Raw genomic sequence first — 16,939 nt, forward strand, 5'->3', positions numbered from 1 at the left:
CTACATGCCTGCCGGTGAGCGGTGGGCAAGGACACCCCATGTTCGCAACGAAACTAACCCTGATCCTGCTGGGCGCTTTGCTGTACCTGGCCGGCACCGGCTACTGGCTCGCCTGGCTCGGGCCCGACCTGCTCAGCACCGGCACCACCGAAGCGTTACTCGGCGCATTCGCCGGCACCTGCGCCTGGATGCTGATCACCTTCGGCCTGGTCATCCACATCATCAAGACAGCGCGGCCCACAGCGGGCGGCGGGAGGTAGTTATGCAGGCAGAAATTCTGTCGGACGATGAACTCGCCGACCTGACCGGTTACAAACACCGCGCCCACCAGCGCAAGTGGCTGAAGGACCGAAACTGGGTATTCGTCGAGAGTCGCGGCGGTCGGCCTTTGGTGGGTCGCATGTTTGCCCGCATGAAACTGGGCATGGTCAGCCCCACCATCGTCGAAAACAATCCGCCGCCGGCACGACCGGTTTGGACGCCAGACTTTTCCAGAGTGAACTGATATGCGCCCCCGCAAGACAGAAAACAGGGACTTGCCGCCAGGTATGGTGCGGCGCAAGCGCCCACGCAAGAACGGTACGGTGTGGGTCGGGTATTACTATCGAGATGCAAACGGAAAGGAGTTGTCTCTCGGTGGAGATCTAGACAAGGCCAGGCTCAAATGGGCAGAACTTGAGTCCAAGGCAAAGCCGGCAGACCTGAAGATCATGAAGGGAATTTTTGACAGGTACGAGCGAGACATCATCCCGAAGAAAGCGCCGCGGACGCAGAAAGACAACAAGGCAGAGCTCAAGCACCTGCGCAAAGGGTTCGAGGCAGCGCCCATCGATGCAATCACCCCCTCCATGGTTGCACAGTACCGGGACGCCAGGACGGCGAAGACCAGAGCAAACAGAGAGATCGCCCTGCTCTCCCACGTCTACAACATGGCGCGAGAATGGGGCTTTACGGATCGGGAAAATCCTTGCGCCGGTGTCAGAAAGAATAAAGAGAAGGTCCGCGACTACTACGCCAATGAAATGGTTTGGAGCGCCGTCTATGGAAAAGCCCCACAAGAACTTAGGGACGCGATGGACTTGGCGTATCTGACAGGCCAGCGCCCGGCAGACGTGATCGCAATGAGGCGGGGGGATATCGAAGGGGATTACTTAACCGTGCAGCAGGGAAAAACAGGCAAGCGCCTAAGGATTCAAATGCAGGCAGGCGGCGTGAAGAACACCCTCGGCCTGCTCATTGAGGACATCATGGCCAGAAACAGTCAGCACAACTCGCAGCACTTCATCCTCAGCAGGACGGGGATGCGCGTGTCTCAACAAATGCTGCGTAACCGGTGGGATGACGCCCGAGAAGCTGCTCGCTCCTTGGCCGCCAGTGAGGGACGAGTTGATGACGCGGAGAAGATCCAACAGTTTCAGTTCAAGGATATCCGACCGAAGGCGGCATCCGAAATTACAGATATCGCAGACGCCAGCCTCCTCCTCGGGCACTCGGAACAGGAGATCACCAAGCGCGTGTACCGTCGCATCGGTGCGGTCGCGCAACCTTCAAAATGAGCTAGTTTCGGAACTCCACCCCCTAAAGTTTCGGAACTCCAGCACTTTCCCACAGACAATAAAAAACCCCGTAGACGCTAATCTACGGGGTTTCTAAGAGTGGAGGCCGAGGTCGGAATCGAACCGGCGTAGGCGGATTTGCAATCCGCTGCATAACCATTTTGCTACTCGGCCTCAAACGATCAATGCCCTGGTTGCTGGCACTCACCGCATACAAACTTGAGTGGGCTATGCGAAGCGCGCCTCTACTCTAACTCATTGAATACATTGAAGTTTTTATTGCTTCATTGCGTTCGATGGGCGCCATTATGTACTCATTTGCTTTTGCCTGCAACCCCTTGATTTCAAAAAATATTCTGCCTTGGCATCAAGGGCTTGCGTGTTTGCCCTACGCCTTGATGACCTGCGATTGGTACTGCGGATCGGCCTTGATCTGCGCTTCGGTGATGGGCAGCGGGCGGAGGTTTTTCTCGGAGAATGCGCGTGTTTGGTCCTTTGCATATTTCGATGCGGGGTTGCTGGACAAGGGAGAATGTCAGCACGCTTTGGGCCTGCCTCACACCAGGACGCTCCCAGCGCTGATCGCCACCGTTACACATTCTGACAACCTGTAGAGCCCGCAAGCGGAACACAAACACCTGCTTTCAACACCCAAACGAGCGCCTTCAGACAAAGGCGTTTGTCGGCAAGGACTGCCTCTCCGTGTGAAAGAAGGTGCTCATCATGACGTCCGTTACCCTATCTTCCGGCTCACCCCTACAGCCGGTTTACCGCCTGTTGCCCACGGCTTTACCTACCGACAGCATTGCCCAGGTCGAAGACCCGCCCGCGCAGCACGAAGTCGACAGCAGTGACAACCGCCAGGCGCTCAAAACCGCACTGGCGCATAGGCGCAACCTGCAAACGCTTGCCCGACAACTCAACCAGGCGGCCCGCTCACTGGCACCGGATGCCACGGGCGAGGCGGTGCTGCGCGCACTGCAAGAAACCCTGATGGACGTTGATCCCGACTCGACGCTTCATCGTCAAACCGCGCTGGCGCACGAGCAAAAAATCAGCCTTGAGACCTTCATCAGCAGCCATGGCACCTATATGCCGGCCACGCGTGAAGACCTTTTCGACATGGCCGACGCGCTGATCAATCATTCGTTGTCACACCCTTTGGGCAACTTGGGCGGAGGCCTCAGTTGGGCATTGCCGCTCAGCGAGGAAAACCAGCGCGTGGTGCACGACGTGGTGGTCAACAACACTGAGAAACTGCCAGGGCTGCCTCTTTTCGATAGCCGGCGTGGCGCATTGGGGTATCTGCTGGAAGGCAACCCGCTATCCAGCGCCGAGTTACAGGACCCTGCCAAAGCGCTGGAAAAACTCCTCGATTCCCCCAAGGCGCAGGCGCTGGGCCTGGCGATACAAGCCAAAGTCGGCGGCATAGCGACCGACACCAGCGCAAACGACTATGTGCTGACAGCCATCCACTTGGGGCTGGACCCCGAGTCCATCGAACAACCTGGCAGAAATACCGTAGCGGGCTTCAACCTCGCGGCCGACAGCCTTTGGGGTATGTCGCCGGCAAGTGTGATTAGCGCGCTGGCCAAACACCTGAGCGACAGCGGCAAAACCTCCGCCGCTACCGCTGATCTCGGGGCGCGGTTGCTGCTAGCCCGGGTGGCGCCGCAATACCTGGTCAAGGATATTCCCGCCACGGTGGTGTACGGCAGCCAGGCGTGGGCCAACTTGTGCATCGCGGTGGCCGCGATTGAAGAGCAGGCACCCGGCAAGACAATGCACATGGATTTTACCGAGGTCATGCGTAACGCCGACTCAATCGCACCCGTAGGTGAATCGGCGCAGAAGGCCGCCTTGATCGACTGGGGCGTGGTGAACGGTTTTCTCTACGCCAAAAACGATGCGGAATACGACAACGCCGAAATCGAGTACACCCGTGAAGCCTTCAATGCCCAACAAAACGAATTGAGCGAGGCTTCCAAAGGCGTCGACTCGACACTGCCCAGCCGCAAACAGATGGCGCTGGATCTGCTGAAAGCCACCTTCGGTGACCGCGATGACTTCGAGGACCGAGTGTTGCGCATCAATTATAAATCCAACGACCCCAAAGCCCCGCGGTTCGGCCAAGCCTATTCGATGCTCGACATCACCCAGCAGGGGCTCAAAATCAACGTGCAGGATTGGCAAGTCTTCGGGGCGCGCGCAACCATCAATCTTGAGGCTTTTGCGCAATTCACCCGAAGCCCATCGTTCAATATTCCGCAGGCGTTCGACACGGCGTTTACCCGCGCACTGGACACTCTCAAACAGGTCAAAAAATACTCGATCATCAGCGCGATTGACCGCTTGCCACTGGCAGACCGAACACGCCTAAATTACGGAAAGATCACTTTTTTCAAGGAAAACGATTACCGAACCAGCTTGATCCCTTTTACCCAGGACAAGCTCTTCCACACCAGCCCAACGGTCCTCGTACACACCGAATATCAAAACAGCCAACAGACATACGAGTTCGATACCACGACCGGCATCATCTCCAAGGTTGATCAGAGCAGGACCCGCCGCCCCCACCAATACGTGTCGAATGAAGTCAACAAAATCGAAGCGTTTCACCCCCATCGCTCCCTCCATAACTACGACGCCGAAGAAAAGGAAGCCCGGTACGCCACTTTCAACACCTTCCAAAGTCAGCGAACCCACTATATCGCCGACGCGTTGATCAAGGCGCAGGGGTTTGATGACCCCGCCATCAAGCAATACGCGGCAGGCGAAACGCCGGCCGAGGCGCGACGCGAATGGGTCAGTTCAGCGACAAACGCACTATTGAACGTGATCCCCCTCAGATCGGCCATCACGAACTTGCGCAACGGCAACTATAAGGACGGCGCCATTGACCTGGCGATTGATATATTTGGCTTTGTGACGGCCGGGCTGGGCAATGCGGCAAGACTCGGCAAGGCAGTGGCGGGCGCGGGCTCAACCCTGGGTAAATTGGCGCAGAGCGGCAAAATCCTCGGTGTCACGGCACTCAATGCCTTCAACCCGTTGAGCGGCACCGGTGACCTGGCGGTGGGTGCCGGCAGACTCGTCACCAGTGGCGTCAGTGCCGGCGCGCAAGGCATCCGCAAACTGCGTGGCGCGGCAAACAGCCAGGCCCTGCTCAGCGCCAGCCAACAGTACGAAGCGGCTGCAACAGGTCTCTTCAAGGTCGGCACACAATCAGTGGAAGGCGCTGCCGTGCGCCAACATGGCAAATGGCATGCCTTCGATGCAGATACGATGCAGCCTTATGGTCCCGCCCTCGACTCGTTTACCCCTACCCATACGCTGATGCCGCCCACGCCCACCGCCCAACAACCGGGGCGATCGGCTCGCGATCATCGCTTCAACCCGCTGAGCCGACCGTCACGCCCGCCACTCAGTCAACCGCCGGCCGGGCAGCCGGTCGAACAGGTGCGCAAAACCGACCATCTACCCGACACCGAGTACGTGAGCAGTATTCGTGGTCGACCCAGTGAGGGCCACTTCACCCCCAGCCGAAAGCAGGCAACCCGTGACAAATTCACCCAGGAAATGCGCGATTTTTACACGCGCATGACCACCGACGGACAGCCGCCCCGCCCCGTTTTCCCGAATATCACCGCGCCCAAAAGAACCCCCGATGTCATTGCCGATGCATTTAGCACGGCGCCTGGCCTGGTATTTGGCGAATCCCACAACAACTTGGCCACGTTCCGAACCCTGTATGACAACGTCGATCTGTTTGTTCAAAACAAGGTAAAAAAGCTATTCGTCGAAGGCGTGGTGTACGACAAAATCATGCGTTGGAAAGACGATGGCATGGGCCGGATCGGGCACGCACACCGCCCACCCAACCAACGCCCGACCCTGGGCGAGCTGTTGAAGAAATTCGAAGACAACCAGATCGAAATCGTACCGCTCGACCATTTTTACCTGACGCGGCACAACGACGAACGCCACCTGTTCGGTGCCATCAAGACACCTGAACAGGCCAAACAACGACTCGAAGAGTTCAACTACTACGCCACCCGTACCATCGAGCAACACGCCGGCGCGGACAAGTGGATTGCCCTGGTGGGGCGCCAGCATGTCAATACCACCCAGAACGTTCCAGGCCTTTCCGAATTGACCGGCGCCACCGGCATCGCTGTGTATGAAAGAGCAGGACGCGGTACCTACGGCATTCGCTCGGCAGACCCACGGCCAGGCCCATCAGGCACCCTCACCCCTTCGGATGACTTGACTGGCGACCTGCAGATTTTCGCCGGCGAGCTGTGGTCCGCGTAACGGGAACAGAAACCGGAAGGTGTTATCCAGGGCGATCGCAATGTGACAAAACGGATACCGACAAAATTTCTACATCCGGCACTTCATGATTTGCATCGCTCGTTCGTCTTATTTAGGTAAGAGCGCCATCATTTTCCTGATCAGGCTCTGATAAGGAGTTTTTTGCATGTACAACTCGCAACTGCCCAAGGACGGACATTCACCGACCGCCGATGCCGCTTATGGCAGAGGCGCCCAAGCGTTCGGCAACGCACCTGAACAGCACGGTAATCAGCGCATCCGCCATTTGCTCAAGTGTTTTGGTTTGCGCACCAGCCTGATCCGGTTGAAGGTCATCGACGCCCTCCTCACCGCCGCCGGCAACCAGCGCACCCTCGGGGTACGCGGTGTACACAGTCATTTGCTGGAGCTGGGCATCCCGTTGTCGTTTCTCAGCGTGCGCGAGGTGCTCAAGCGCCTGTGCAGCGAAGGCGTGATCACCCTCAATGCCGATAAAAGCTACAGCCTCCATGAAGAGGCTGCCAAAGTACTCGAAGGCCGCGCCTGACTCACGCACTTGAATCAGAAGTTAGGCTTGACCTTGCGACGCATCACACCATTGATCACTACCACGATTACCGCCACCGCAATGGCGATGTACTGGAACGTTTTTTCGCTGATAACCCCGGTGTTCTGCAAATAGGACAGGCCAAACATCGTCCCCAGCACGACCAGGGAGATCAGAATCGAGTATTTCAAACGTTGCTTTTGCGTCATAACGGGTTCCTGAACCTTGAGAATGTATCCACTTTGTATCGCCGAACATGCCAAGCACATACCCGTTTGCGGGGATGGAATCGGGTCGGCAGGGTCTCATGTTACAGGCGATGAAAAACTTTGGCTTGTCCGTCGCCTGATTGAACTTGTGAGTACCCTAGAGGATTTTGAAATGTTCCGTCGAATCACACTGCTGATTCCCTTATTGATCATCCTGAGCATGAGCGGCTGCATCATTTTCCCACACGGTGGTGGCTGGCATGACCACCGTTACTACGGAGGCGGGCCGGGTTACTACCACCGCTGATCGCACTTGCGTCTCGCTCTGCCTGCGCAGAGCGAGACCGTTCAAGCCGTCACTTATCCACCTGCCTTCAAAGGACGCGTTTGGCCCGCCGATCACCGCCGGCACGAAACATTTTGCACCAAGCTTCTCGCCATCCTGCGGAACACATTCAGCCAACCCACCACGGAATGGGCAGCCCTGATGCGCAATCAGATGCTCACCTCATTGAATGTGAAGGCCCCGCCGATGCTATTTCCTCTCGTTTATTTCGCAGCCACTCATACCCACACGCCACAACCTGCCCCTCGCGATAAACCCTCGCCTTACGATCCCCCATCAGATCTGACGCCAGACGGCAGTAACCGCAGAAAACACCCGCTGCACACTGACGGCGAGGTGACAATCAGTCGACTCATTGACTGGGATACATCGGACCCCGAAAAGCTGAAGATTAAGAGCAATTGGCTTTTAGTGGAAAGCGGTAACCAATCGGACCGTATCCATGTACGCAGTTGGCCCGGCGACAAGCTGCAAATCCTGATCAACGACAAGCCCTATTTTTTCGACATCAAAGAAAAACAGGGCCCGGAGCAGCACCTCTGGATCGAAACCCGAGGGGGCGATGACACGGTAATAATCGACGATGACGTCAAGCTTCGTGTTGACGTTGAAGGTGGCGATGGCAACGACTACATCCGGGCAGGCGGAGGCCGGAGCAGACTCTATGGCGGGAACGGCAAGGACTTCCTGCAACTGGGCAGTGGTCTCGGCTATGCCGAGGGCAATGACGGCGACGACACCATCCTTGGGGGAAGCGGCCATGCCGTGATGTATGGCAATAAGGGTATGGATCTGCTCATTGCCGGCGACGGTCCCGCCACCAAGCAGAGTTATCTGGACGGTGGCGACAACGAAGATGTACTCGTCTCAGGCAGCGGGCATACGGTTTCACATGGCGGCAATGACGATGACCTTCTTATAGGGCGTGACAGTACCACCTTCTATACAGGGAAAGGCCACGACACCATTTTGAATAATCAGCGCAAGGACCGTATCTACGCCAACGCCAGTGATCATTTCGACCGTACCCAAGGCTCGGCTTTCACCGAGGTGAAACCCAGCAACGCCGGCGAGCAGGCGTTCATCGTGAAAGACGGGCACCTGGAGTTCAAACAACGGGTAACCGACGACCTCGAATTCCTGCGCAGTTCGCCGCTAGGCCAACAGACCCTTGCCAAAATGGATGAACTCGCCGTGCTGAACGGCGGCAAAGTCACCATCGAACGAATTGCCTCGGGCGAGGAGTCGTCATACCGGTTTTGGAGAACTGATCAGGACGCGCTGACACCTGAGGCACAAGATGCTCTCCCCCCATCGGATTGGGGAGTCATCCAAAATGGCGTGGCCGGCTTGGGCGCCAATAGCGCCCAGATTTTTTTTGACCCCCAAAGTACCCTGGAGAGTGCTGACGGCACCTTTACATTGATTCCCGTAACCACCCTCTTTCACGAAATCGGGCATGCCTACAATGGCGCCACCGGCACGCTCCTGGCGGGCGAGAGTACCGAACGTCGGGAATCAGGCATATCGGACGTCGTCTCGCATCAAGAATACCAAGTCGTTGGCCTGCCCAGCGATGACGAACCTTTTGACTTCGATAACGACCCCGCCACGCCACCAAGCACCATTAATCCAAAACCCTTCACCGAGAACGGTTTGACCGAAGAAATGGGTAAACCGCTTAGGAAAAAATACCTATTTGAAACCAGTGCTCAGGGGGACGGTCTCTAGAACACGCTTCACACGCCGGCCAGTCAGCCATATCAACAACCTCAACCACGGCTGCCGAGCAGCAAAGCGCTGTGACCGAGTGGATCAACCGCAGCATGGTCCATATCCGACATATGGTCGAAGAGCGGGTGCAAAGCGGCCATGCCACTGAAACCAATACGCAAAGCCTGCTCAACGCCAATGCCTGGGTGATCGCGCTGATGAGCCGCTTCAAGGTGCAGTGATAAATTAATGAGACACTCCCGTGCAATGCATGGGAGTAGGTCTATTCTGACAGCTTGCGGTGCATAGTTTCGCCACACAGGAGGTGTTCCATGCGCGCTGTCGAGCAGTCGGTCCGTTTGGAGCGGATCAGTCAGGAGCGCTTTATCCAAGCCCCTATCGAGGCTGTCTACAACTATGTGACCCAGCCCGATCGCTGGCACGAATGGCACCCCACCTCCCTCAGCGCCGACACCGGCACCACCGGCTCACTCCCCGCCGGCGCGCGCTTTACCGAGATGATCGACCTGCTGGGCGTGCGGGTGCCCATGAGCTACCGCGTACAGATCGCCCGCCCCCCGGAAGAATTCAAGGCGGTGTTCACCTCCCTGGCCGTCGACGGCTCGATTCACTACAGCCTGCAGGCCTGTCGTGACGGCACGCTGTTCAAGCGCGTGTTGACCTATGAAACCGAACTGCAACTCGCCGGCTTGCACGAGCGCATGGCGGAGCTGTCCACGGTCGCGCTGGACCGGCTCAAGCAGCGCTTGGAAAACCCCGCCGTCGTAAAATAAGCCAACATGCCATCGAGCTTCAGCGCGGCCGCGCTGCGCCGAAGTATCGACTGCAAGCCTACCGACTCAACGAGCAGACAGATCCGACACCCTCTTGACAAGGTAAAACCGCAACCTCTATTGTCTGACAACCTGACTACTAAGGTTTTCCCATGCTTGAGCTCCAGCGCCCTGACTCGCTCGTTGTACGGGTTGTCAGCGCCATCCGCGCCGAAATCGATTCTGGCCAATTGGCGCCCGAGTCGCGTTTGCCCACCGAACAGCAACTGGCTGAACAACTGAACGTCAGCCGTTCGGTGGTGCGCGAAGCGATTGCCCAGCTCAAGGCCGACGGCGTGCTGACGGCCAAGCGCGGCCTGGGCTCATTTATCTCGCAAACCCCTACGGGCACGGTGTTTCGCTTCCCGGAAAAAAACGGTCGCCGTCCAGATCTGGCGCAAATGTTCGAAGTGCGCCTGTGGATCGAAACCCAGGCCGCCTCAATCGCCGCCCAACGCCGTGATGCCGACGACCTGCAACGCATGCAGAAGGCCCTGCAGGAAATGCACGACCAGCGCGCCGACTTCGAGGCCGCCGCCCTCGCCGATGTCGAGTTTCACCGCGCCATCGCCGAAGCCAGCAAGAATGACTACTTTGTCGCCTTCCACGACTTTCTGCGCAGCCAGTTGGCCAGTGCGCGCAAAACCGCCTGGGAAAACTCGGCGTCGCGTTTTGCCAGTGGCTCGGCCGACGCCACCCAGGAACACCAGGCGCTTTACCAGGCCATCGCCGATGGTGATGCTCAAGCGGCCGCAGCCAATGCTGAAGCGCACCTGCGCGCAGCGGCCAAACGCCTGCAACTTGAGCTGCCTGCCACGAACTGAATGATCCAAGCTTTCTGCAGCGTGCCTCGGGCACGCCATTTTTTTAACAAAAACATTAGTCTGACAACCTGATAAGCAGACTGAAATGTGCAGCCCCTAGGTACTCCAAACCATGATTTATGACTTCTGCATCATCGGCGGTGGCATCGTCGGCCTGGCCACTGCGATGGAGCTGCTCAAACGTCAGCCCAACGCTTCACTGGTGATCCTGGAAAAAGAAGCCACGCTGGCCAAGCACCAGACCGGGCATAACAGCGGGGTGATTCACGCCGGCATCTACTACGCCCCCGGCAGCCTCAAGGCCGATTTGTGTAAACGCGGGGCCGAGGCCACCAAACGGTTTTGCCGCGAACACGGGATCAAGTTCGAGGTGTGCGGCAAGTTGCTGGTGGCCTCCACACCTCTGGAAATGCAGCGGATGGAGGCACTCTATGCGCGTTCGCAGTTAAATCACCTGAAGGTCGAACGCCTGGACGCCGACCAACTGCGCCAGCGCGAGCCCAACATCATCGGTCTGGGCGGCTTGTTTCTCGATGCGACCGGCATTGTCGATTACCGCGAAGTCTGCGAAACCATGGCCCAGGTGATTCGCCGACAAGGCGGTGAAATCTGCCTGGAGCGCACCGTCACCGCGATTTCGGAAGACACCGACAAGGTCACCGTCAACACCCGCGGCGAAGCCTGGCAAGCCAGGCACTTGGTGGTCTGCGCCGGCCTGCAGTCGGATCGGCTGGCGACGATGGCCGGGGTCAAGATCGACCACCAGATCATTCCCTTTCGCGGCGAGTACTTCCGCCTGCCGGCGTCGAAGAACAACCTCGTCAACCACCTGATCTACCCGATCCCGGACCCGGAACTGCCGTTCCTCGGCGTTCACCTGACGCGGATGATCGACGGCAGCATCACGGTCGGCCCCAACGCCGTGCTGGGCCTGGGCCGGGAGAACTACCGCAAGTTCTCGATCAACTGGCGCGACGTGGCGCAGTACGCCAGCTTCCCCGGTTTCTGGAAAACCCTCTGGCAGAACCTGGGGTCGGGCAGCGTCGAGATGAAGAACTCACTGTTCAAGTCCGGCTACCTGGAGCAATGCCGCAAGTACTGCCCGTCGTTGAACCTCGACGATTTACTGCCCTATGAAGCGGGCATCCGCGCCCAGGCCGTGATGCGCGACGGCAGCCTGGTCCACGACTTTCTGTTCGCCCAGACGCCCCGCATGCTCCACGTCTGCAACGCGCCCTCACCCGCGGCGACCTCGGCGATTCCCATCGGCGAAATGATCGCCGATCGCATGTTCACACCCAGCTGATACCGCTTCCCCGGCCTCACCCGGACCAACGCAACAAGCGTCACTTTGACAATAAATATAATGACTCAGAAGGAAGTACAGAATGACGGCAACACCGCATACCGCTGCCCCGGAAACGCCGGCACACAGCAAAAAACGCCTGCGCAAAGTCGCCGCCGCCACGATCTTCGGATCGATGCTGGAGTGGTACGACTTTTACCTGTACGCCACCATGGCGGCCATCGTGTTCTCGAAGATTTTCTTTGATAACAGCGACCCGAAAACCGCCTCGCTCATGGCCTTTTCCACCTTTGCCATCGGCTTTATCGCTCGGCCGTTCGGCGGCATTCTGTTCGGCTACCTGGGCGACAAGTTCGGCCGAAAACAAGTGCTGGTATTGACCTTCTGCATGATGGGCGTATGTACCACGCTGATCGGCCTGATCCCCAGCTATGCCTCCATCGGCATCTGGGCGCCGATCATCCTGGTGTTTATCCGGATCATCCAGGGGCTGGGCGCCGGGGCCGAGTTGTCGGGCGCGGCGGTCACTTCCTACGAGCACGCATCGGAAGGCAAGCGCGGCAGCCAGGGCGCCTGGCCGGCGCTGGGCCTGAACCTGGGCCTGCTGCTGTCTTCGTTGACCGTGTACCTGCTGACCATCAACGGCAACGACTTCATGCTGGCAGGCGGCTGGCGCATCCCGTTCATCTGCAGCATCGCGTTGGTCGGCGTCGGCCTGTGGGTGCGCAACAGCATTCCGGAAACCCCGGAGTTCAAGGAGTTGAGCCAGACAGCTGCGGCCGCCAAGCCTTCGCCGCTCAAAGCGCTGTTCAAGAATGACCTCAAGGGGTTGGCGGTGGTGTTCTTCGTAGCCATTGGTTACAACGCCTTAAGCTATATCTTCAAGACGTTTTCCCTGGCCTACCTGACTCAGTTCAAAGGCGTCGATGTGCACGTCACGTCGCTGTCGGTGACCATTGCCAGCCTGATCGCCATCGTCGCGGTGCCGTGCTTCGGCTGGCTGTGCGACAAATGGAGCAGCAAAAAAGTACTGGTGCTCGGCGGCGTCTGCTCGCTGTTGTTTGCCTACCCGTTCCTGGCCCTGCTCGATACCGGCGAAAGCTTGATGATCTACATTGCTATCGGCGTCGGCACCGGCCTGCTCGCCCCCATGATGTTCGCACCCCAGGGCTCGTTCTTAAGCCGTCAATTTCCCACCCAGACGCGCTCCTCGGGCTTCGGCACCGGCCGCGAAATCGGCACTGCTATCGCCGGCGGCCTGGCGCCGCTGGGTGCCTTGTCCCTGGTGGCCGCGTCACCGACCCACGCTACGGGTGGCGTGGTGATTATCCTCGCGATCGCGGCACTGCTGGTGGTGGTGTTTGCCCTGTGCGACCAGGGCCGTAAACACTCGACCTTCAAGAACTGAGCGAGAAACGTCGGCCAGACGTCGGCCCATGCCCCTGCGCATGACCGACGTCAAGGCCGCCCTTCGCGTAACCGGATACCCTGAAAAACGAGAGATGAGCACTCACTCACCCCCGAAGAAACCCTAGGAGTACCCGTTGAAAACCCGCCACTGCCTCGTCGTCCTCTTCCTGATCACGACGTTGACGTTACTCGCTGATATCCCGGTCGATACCTGGCTGACCTCAGCGACCCTCAGCTTGCTGCTCGGCACTGCCGCCCTGGTGTACATGGCGACTTCCTGCATTCTGGCCAGTCGTTGGTCGGTAGTGGAGAGCGTGTTTGGCGGCCTGGATCGCGTCTATGAGGTACACAAGTGGCTGGGCATCTGGGCGCTGGTATTTGCCACGTATCACTTTGTGTTCAAGGCCAACCTGGATGTGTGGAACAGCGTGCCCATCATGGAGCTGCCCAAATACTGGACGCGCCTGGTCCGTCAGTTGAGCTACGTGGCGCTGGGCCTGATCGTGTTGTTGGCGTTGAACCGCAACATCCCTTACAGCGTCTGGCGCTGGTGGCACAAACTGTCTGGCCCGCTGTTCCTGATCGTGATCCTGCACTGGCTGAGCTTCAAATCGCCGATCACCCTGGCCAGCCCATCGGGCGTTTGGTTGATGGTGTGCTGTGGCCTGGGCGTAATCGCGGTCTTCTATAAGTTGGTGCTTTACCCCTCGGTAGCTCGTGCCGGCGAATACCAGGTGACGGCCGTCAACCGCGCCAACGGCGCCCTGCACTTGACGCTGGCGCCGATTCACAAAGGGTTCGACTTCAAGGCCGGGCAGTTCGCGTTCCTGGCGATGCAGGTCAAAGGACTGCGCGAGCCGCATCCGTTCACGATCGCCAGCGCAAACAGTGCGAACGGGCAGATTTCGTTCATGATCAGAGGGCTGGGGGATTACACCAACGCCCTGGCAGACTGCGCCAAGGTCGGCATGCGCGCCGACCTGTATGCGCCTTACGGGCGCTTCAAGCGCGTCGTCCAGGCCGAGCGGGAGATCTGGATCGGTGCCGGCGTGGGAATTTCGCCGTTTATTTCCTGGCTGCAAGACCCCGCGGCCAAAGACTTCGACAAAGCCACGCTGGTCTATTGCTTCACGCCCTCGCGCGCCTTCCCGCCTGCCGAGCAGGTGCAAACCATGGCCCGCTTACGCGGTGCGCAATTCGTCAGTAATGCCGGCGGTCTGGAGCGCTTGGCCGACACCCTGCGCCAGGCCGTGACCGAGACCGCCCCCGACAAGGTGCATGTCAGCTTCTGTGGCCCCAAGGGCTTGCTGGTCAAGGTCCGCGAACTGATGAACGCCCAGCGGATTCCGCCGGCCAACCTGCACAGCGAACGGTTCGAGTTTCGCTGAAACAACCGAACGCGGATCAACCCAGCCCCCGAAGGGGGTTTGGCGGTGCACATAAACTGGCATGATAGTGCCCATCCGACGACCTGCTCTGACTAGCGAGATGCCCCATGAAAACCCCATTGCGACTGGCCCTGCTTTCAGCCCTGTTGACCACCGGCCTGGCCCAGGCGGCCGACCTGATCCCCATCGACGTACACCGCGACGCCAACTGCGGGTGCTGCAAGCAATGGATCAGCCATCTGGAAAGCCACGGTTTCAAGGTCAATGACCACGTTGAAGCCGATATGAGCGCGGTCAAACAACGCCTCGGCGTCGCGCCGCGCCTGGGGTCGTGCCATACCGCCGTGATCGACGGCAAGTTCGTCGAAGGCCACGTACCCGCCGAGCACGTGTTGGCGCTGCGCAAGCGCGATGATTTGCTCGGGATCGCCGCGCCGGGCATGCCCATGGGGTCGCCCGGCATGGAAATGAACGGCCATGGTGACGCCTACCAAGTCATCGGCCTGACCCGCGACGGCAAAGATGTGGTGGTGGCCGACTACCCGGCACACTGATCGATGCTGACGGGTTACCTGGGGCTGTTTTTCGCTGCATTCGGCGCCGCCACCCTCCTGCCCTTGCAGTCGGAAGCCGTGCTGGTGGGCCTGCTGCTCAGCGGGCATTACAGCCTGTGGTGGCTGCTGGTCATCGCAACGCTGGGCAATGTACTCGGCTCGCTGGTCAATTGGCTGCTGGGGCGCTCGATCGAGCACTTCAAGGCGCGGCGCTGGTTTCCGGTCAACGCCAGGCAACTCGACAAGGCGCGCCGCCACTATGAACGCTGGGGGCATTGGACGTTATTGCTCAGTTGGCTGCCGATCATTGGCGACCCGCTGACCTTGATCGCCGGGGTGATGCGCGAGCCATTGTGGCGTTTTTTGCTGTTGGTGACCCTGGCCAAGGGCGTGCGTTATGGCGTGCTGGTCGCGTTGACCCTGCAATGGGTATCCAGCCCCCCTTACCCGGCGAGCTAAAAGCCCCCCACTTATCGGTCTAATCCACCTTCTTAAGAGGCAAGCATAAATGTCGCTACAGATCGCAGTCATTGATGATTGGCAGAACGTCGCCCGCGATGTGGTGGACTGGTCAGCCCTGGCGGCGCTCGGCCAGGTGCATTTTCTGCATGAGTATCCGGCAGACACCACCACGATGGTCGAACGCCTCAAAGGCTTCGACGTGATCTGCGTGATGCGCGAACGCTCGACCTTCGACAAACCCCTGCTGCAAGGCCTGCCGAACCTCAAGCTGCTGGTGACCGGCGGCATGCGCAACGCCGCCATCGACCTCCCTGCCGCCAAAGCCCTCGGTATCCAGGTGTGCGGTACCGACAGTTATAAACACGCGGCGCCGGAGCTGACCTGGGCGTTGATCATGGCGTCCACGCGCAACCTGCTGGCCGAAGCCAATTCCCTGCGCGCCGGCCACTGGCAGGTGGGCCTGGGCGGCGACCTGCATGGCCAGACCCTGGGGATTCTCGGGCTGGGCAGCATCGGCCAGAAGGTCGCGCAATTTGCCCAGGTGTTCGGGATGCGGGTGATTGCCTGGAGTGAAAACCTTACACCGCAACGCGCGGCGGAATCCGGGGTCACGTGGGTCAGCAAGCGCGACTTGTTCGAACAGGCCGATATTCTCACCATCCACCTGGTGCTCAGCGAGCGTAGCCGTGGGCTGGTGGATGCCGAGGCGCTGGGCTGGATGAAACCGACGGCACGCCTGGTCAACACGGCACGCGGGCCGATTGTGGACGAACCCGCGCTGCTGCAGGCATTGAGCAACGGCCGCCTGGCGGGGGCAGCGCTGGATGTGTACGCCGAGGAGCCGCTGCCGGTGGAACATCCGTTGCGCCATTTGCCGAATGTGCTGGCCACCCCTCACGTCGGGTATGTGAGCGAGCAGAATTACCGGCAGTTTTATCAGCAGATGATCGAGGATATCCAAGCCTGGGCCGAGGGCACGCCCATTCGCGTGCTCGGCTAACGCACCAACTCGGCGCACGCGCACTACTGTGGCGAGGGCGCTTGCTCCCGTTGGCTACATCGCGGCCCTGTATCGGGGCCGCTTCGCGCCCAGCGTGAGCACGCTCCCGAGCCACAGTCGTAGTGCGCTAATCCGCAAGCGCCTGCGCAGCTTTTCAATGTCGCATATCGTTACAAGTTTTTTGTCCTACAAAATTTCCACATAAACCCTACAGTCTTTAGGATTTGTCCTAGACTCATCACCGATGGGTCCGTTCCAAAACAAAAGCCCCGCAAAAAATCGAAACTTTAGAACTCTGCCGTAGGTCAGGTTTAGGGTTAGGCGTGCATAAACGGTTCAGACCGAATGCCCGTCCATCCAATCTATTTCAGCTAACCGTGCAACTGGCACAAGCCTTGCCAGTTTGTATAGCGCTTGTGCGTCTGGCCGCAGGAAGCGGTCTTCGGAGCTAGTGGCAGCGGGCCACCAGCCAACCAA

At 59.0% G+C, this 16,939-nt stretch carries 16 protein-coding genes, 1 tRNA gene and 2 pseudogenes; 16 read left to right on the forward strand and 3 right to left on the reverse strand.

Features of this window, described 5'->3' with window-relative positions:
* Window positions 1-38: 38 nt before the first annotated feature.
* Genes U5A08_RS15600 through U5A08_RS15610 form a run of 3 tightly spaced genes read left to right on the forward strand, consistent with a single transcriptional unit; the run spans window position 39 to window position 1,556 of the window.
* On the forward strand, window positions 39-260 hold the full coding sequence (locus tag U5A08_RS15600; RefSeq protein ID WP_321847347.1) for a hypothetical protein: 222 nt from the start codon (window positions 39-41) through the stop codon (window positions 258-260).
* Window positions 261-262: 2 nt separating this feature from the next.
* The gene (locus U5A08_RS15605; protein WP_128191380.1) at window positions 263-505 is read left to right on the forward strand and encodes a DUF4224 domain-containing protein; all 243 of its coding nucleotides are present in this window, start codon (window positions 263-265) and stop codon (window positions 503-505) included.
* Window position 506: 1 nt separating this feature from the next.
* Window positions 507-1,556, forward strand: a complete 1,050-nt coding sequence (locus U5A08_RS15610) for a tyrosine-type recombinase/integrase (RefSeq protein ID WP_321847348.1) — start codon at window positions 507-509, stop codon at window positions 1,554-1,556.
* A gap of 100 nt (window positions 1,557-1,656) precedes the next feature.
* On the opposite strand, the gene U5A08_RS15615 is transcribed toward U5A08_RS15610, so the two are convergent.
* Both U5A08_RS15615 and U5A08_RS15620 read right to left on the reverse strand, forming a co-directional pair.
* Window positions 1,657-1,730, reverse strand: a tRNA-Cys gene (locus U5A08_RS15615).
* A gap of 214 nt (window positions 1,731-1,944) precedes the next feature.
* A pseudogene (locus U5A08_RS15620) lies at window positions 1,945-2,107 on the reverse strand (penicillin acylase family protein); the annotation flags it as partial.
* 172 nt (window positions 2,108-2,279) lie between these two features.
* On the opposite strand from U5A08_RS15620, the gene U5A08_RS15625 reads away from it, so the two are divergent.
* Complete coding sequence (locus U5A08_RS15625) at window positions 2,280-5,870, forward strand: membrane-targeted effector domain-containing toxin (RefSeq protein ID WP_321847349.1); 3,591 nt, start codon at window positions 2,280-2,282, stop codon at window positions 5,868-5,870.
* Between the two features lie 166 nt (window positions 5,871-6,036).
* Window positions 6,037-6,417, forward strand: coding sequence for a fe2+ zn2+ uptake regulation protein (locus U5A08_RS15630; RefSeq protein WP_253396197.1), 381 nt, complete (start codon window positions 6,037-6,039; stop codon window positions 6,415-6,417).
* A 14-nt stretch (window positions 6,418-6,431) separates the two neighbouring features.
* Here U5A08_RS15630 and U5A08_RS15635 read toward each other — a convergent pair whose 3' ends face one another.
* Window positions 6,432-6,626, reverse strand: a complete 195-nt coding sequence (locus tag U5A08_RS15635; RefSeq protein ID WP_321847350.1) for a hypothetical protein — start codon at window positions 6,624-6,626, stop codon at window positions 6,432-6,434.
* 172 nt (window positions 6,627-6,798) lie between these two features.
* On the opposite strand from U5A08_RS15635, the gene U5A08_RS15640 reads away from it, so the two are divergent.
* The 11 genes and pseudogenes from U5A08_RS15640 to U5A08_RS15690 all read left to right on the forward strand — a co-directional run bounded on the left by U5A08_RS15640 (window position 6,799) and on the right by U5A08_RS15690 (window position 16,462).
* Window positions 6,799-6,933, forward strand: a complete 135-nt coding sequence (locus U5A08_RS15640; RefSeq protein WP_017846380.1) for a hypothetical protein — start codon at window positions 6,799-6,801, stop codon at window positions 6,931-6,933.
* A 6-nt stretch (window positions 6,934-6,939) separates the two neighbouring features.
* On the forward strand, window positions 6,940-8,703 hold the full coding sequence (locus tag U5A08_RS15645) for a M91 family zinc metallopeptidase (RefSeq protein ID WP_321847351.1): 1,764 nt from the start codon (window positions 6,940-6,942) through the stop codon (window positions 8,701-8,703).
* 29 nt (window positions 8,704-8,732) lie between these two features.
* Window positions 8,733-8,927 (forward strand): annotated as a pseudogene (locus U5A08_RS15650) (hypothetical protein); the annotation flags it as partial.
* Window positions 8,928-9,017: 90 nt separating this feature from the next.
* Window positions 9,018-9,479 (forward strand): SRPBCC family protein, encoded by a 462-nt coding sequence (locus tag U5A08_RS15655; RefSeq protein WP_253396201.1) that lies wholly within the window; start codon window positions 9,018-9,020, stop codon window positions 9,477-9,479.
* Between the two features lie 152 nt (window positions 9,480-9,631).
* Window positions 9,632-10,342: a FadR/GntR family transcriptional regulator gene (locus tag U5A08_RS15660; protein WP_321847352.1), complete on the forward strand. Its 711-nt coding sequence runs from the start codon at window positions 9,632-9,634 to the stop codon at window positions 10,340-10,342.
* A 112-nt stretch (window positions 10,343-10,454) separates the two neighbouring features.
* Window positions 10,455-11,648, forward strand: a complete 1,194-nt coding sequence (gene lhgO, locus U5A08_RS15665; RefSeq protein ID WP_253396204.1) for an L-2-hydroxyglutarate dehydrogenase — start codon at window positions 10,455-10,457, stop codon at window positions 11,646-11,648.
* Between the two features lie 82 nt (window positions 11,649-11,730).
* Entirely contained in the window at window positions 11,731-13,056 is a 1,326-nt protein-coding gene (locus tag U5A08_RS15670) for an MFS transporter (protein ID WP_321847353.1), read from the forward strand.
* A 136-nt stretch (window positions 13,057-13,192) separates the two neighbouring features.
* Complete coding sequence (locus U5A08_RS15675; protein ID WP_321847354.1) at window positions 13,193-14,446, forward strand: ferredoxin reductase family protein; 1,254 nt, start codon at window positions 13,193-13,195, stop codon at window positions 14,444-14,446.
* 107 nt (window positions 14,447-14,553) lie between these two features.
* Window positions 14,554-15,000, forward strand: coding sequence for a DUF411 domain-containing protein (locus tag U5A08_RS15680; protein ID WP_253396207.1), 447 nt, complete (start codon window positions 14,554-14,556; stop codon window positions 14,998-15,000).
* A 3-nt stretch (window positions 15,001-15,003) separates the two neighbouring features.
* Entirely contained in the window at window positions 15,004-15,459 is a 456-nt protein-coding gene (locus U5A08_RS15685) for a YqaA family protein (protein ID WP_321847355.1), read from the forward strand.
* 49 nt (window positions 15,460-15,508) lie between these two features.
* Window positions 15,509-16,462, forward strand: a complete 954-nt coding sequence (locus U5A08_RS15690) for a D-2-hydroxyacid dehydrogenase family protein (RefSeq protein WP_321847356.1) — start codon at window positions 15,509-15,511, stop codon at window positions 16,460-16,462.
* The last annotated feature ends 477 nt before the right edge of the window (window positions 16,463-16,939 follow it).

This window comes from Pseudomonas paraveronii (assembly GCF_963681955.1).
In the GTDB taxonomy this organism is placed as follows: domain Bacteria; phylum Pseudomonadota; class Gammaproteobacteria; order Pseudomonadales; family Pseudomonadaceae; genus Aquipseudomonas; species Aquipseudomonas paraveronii.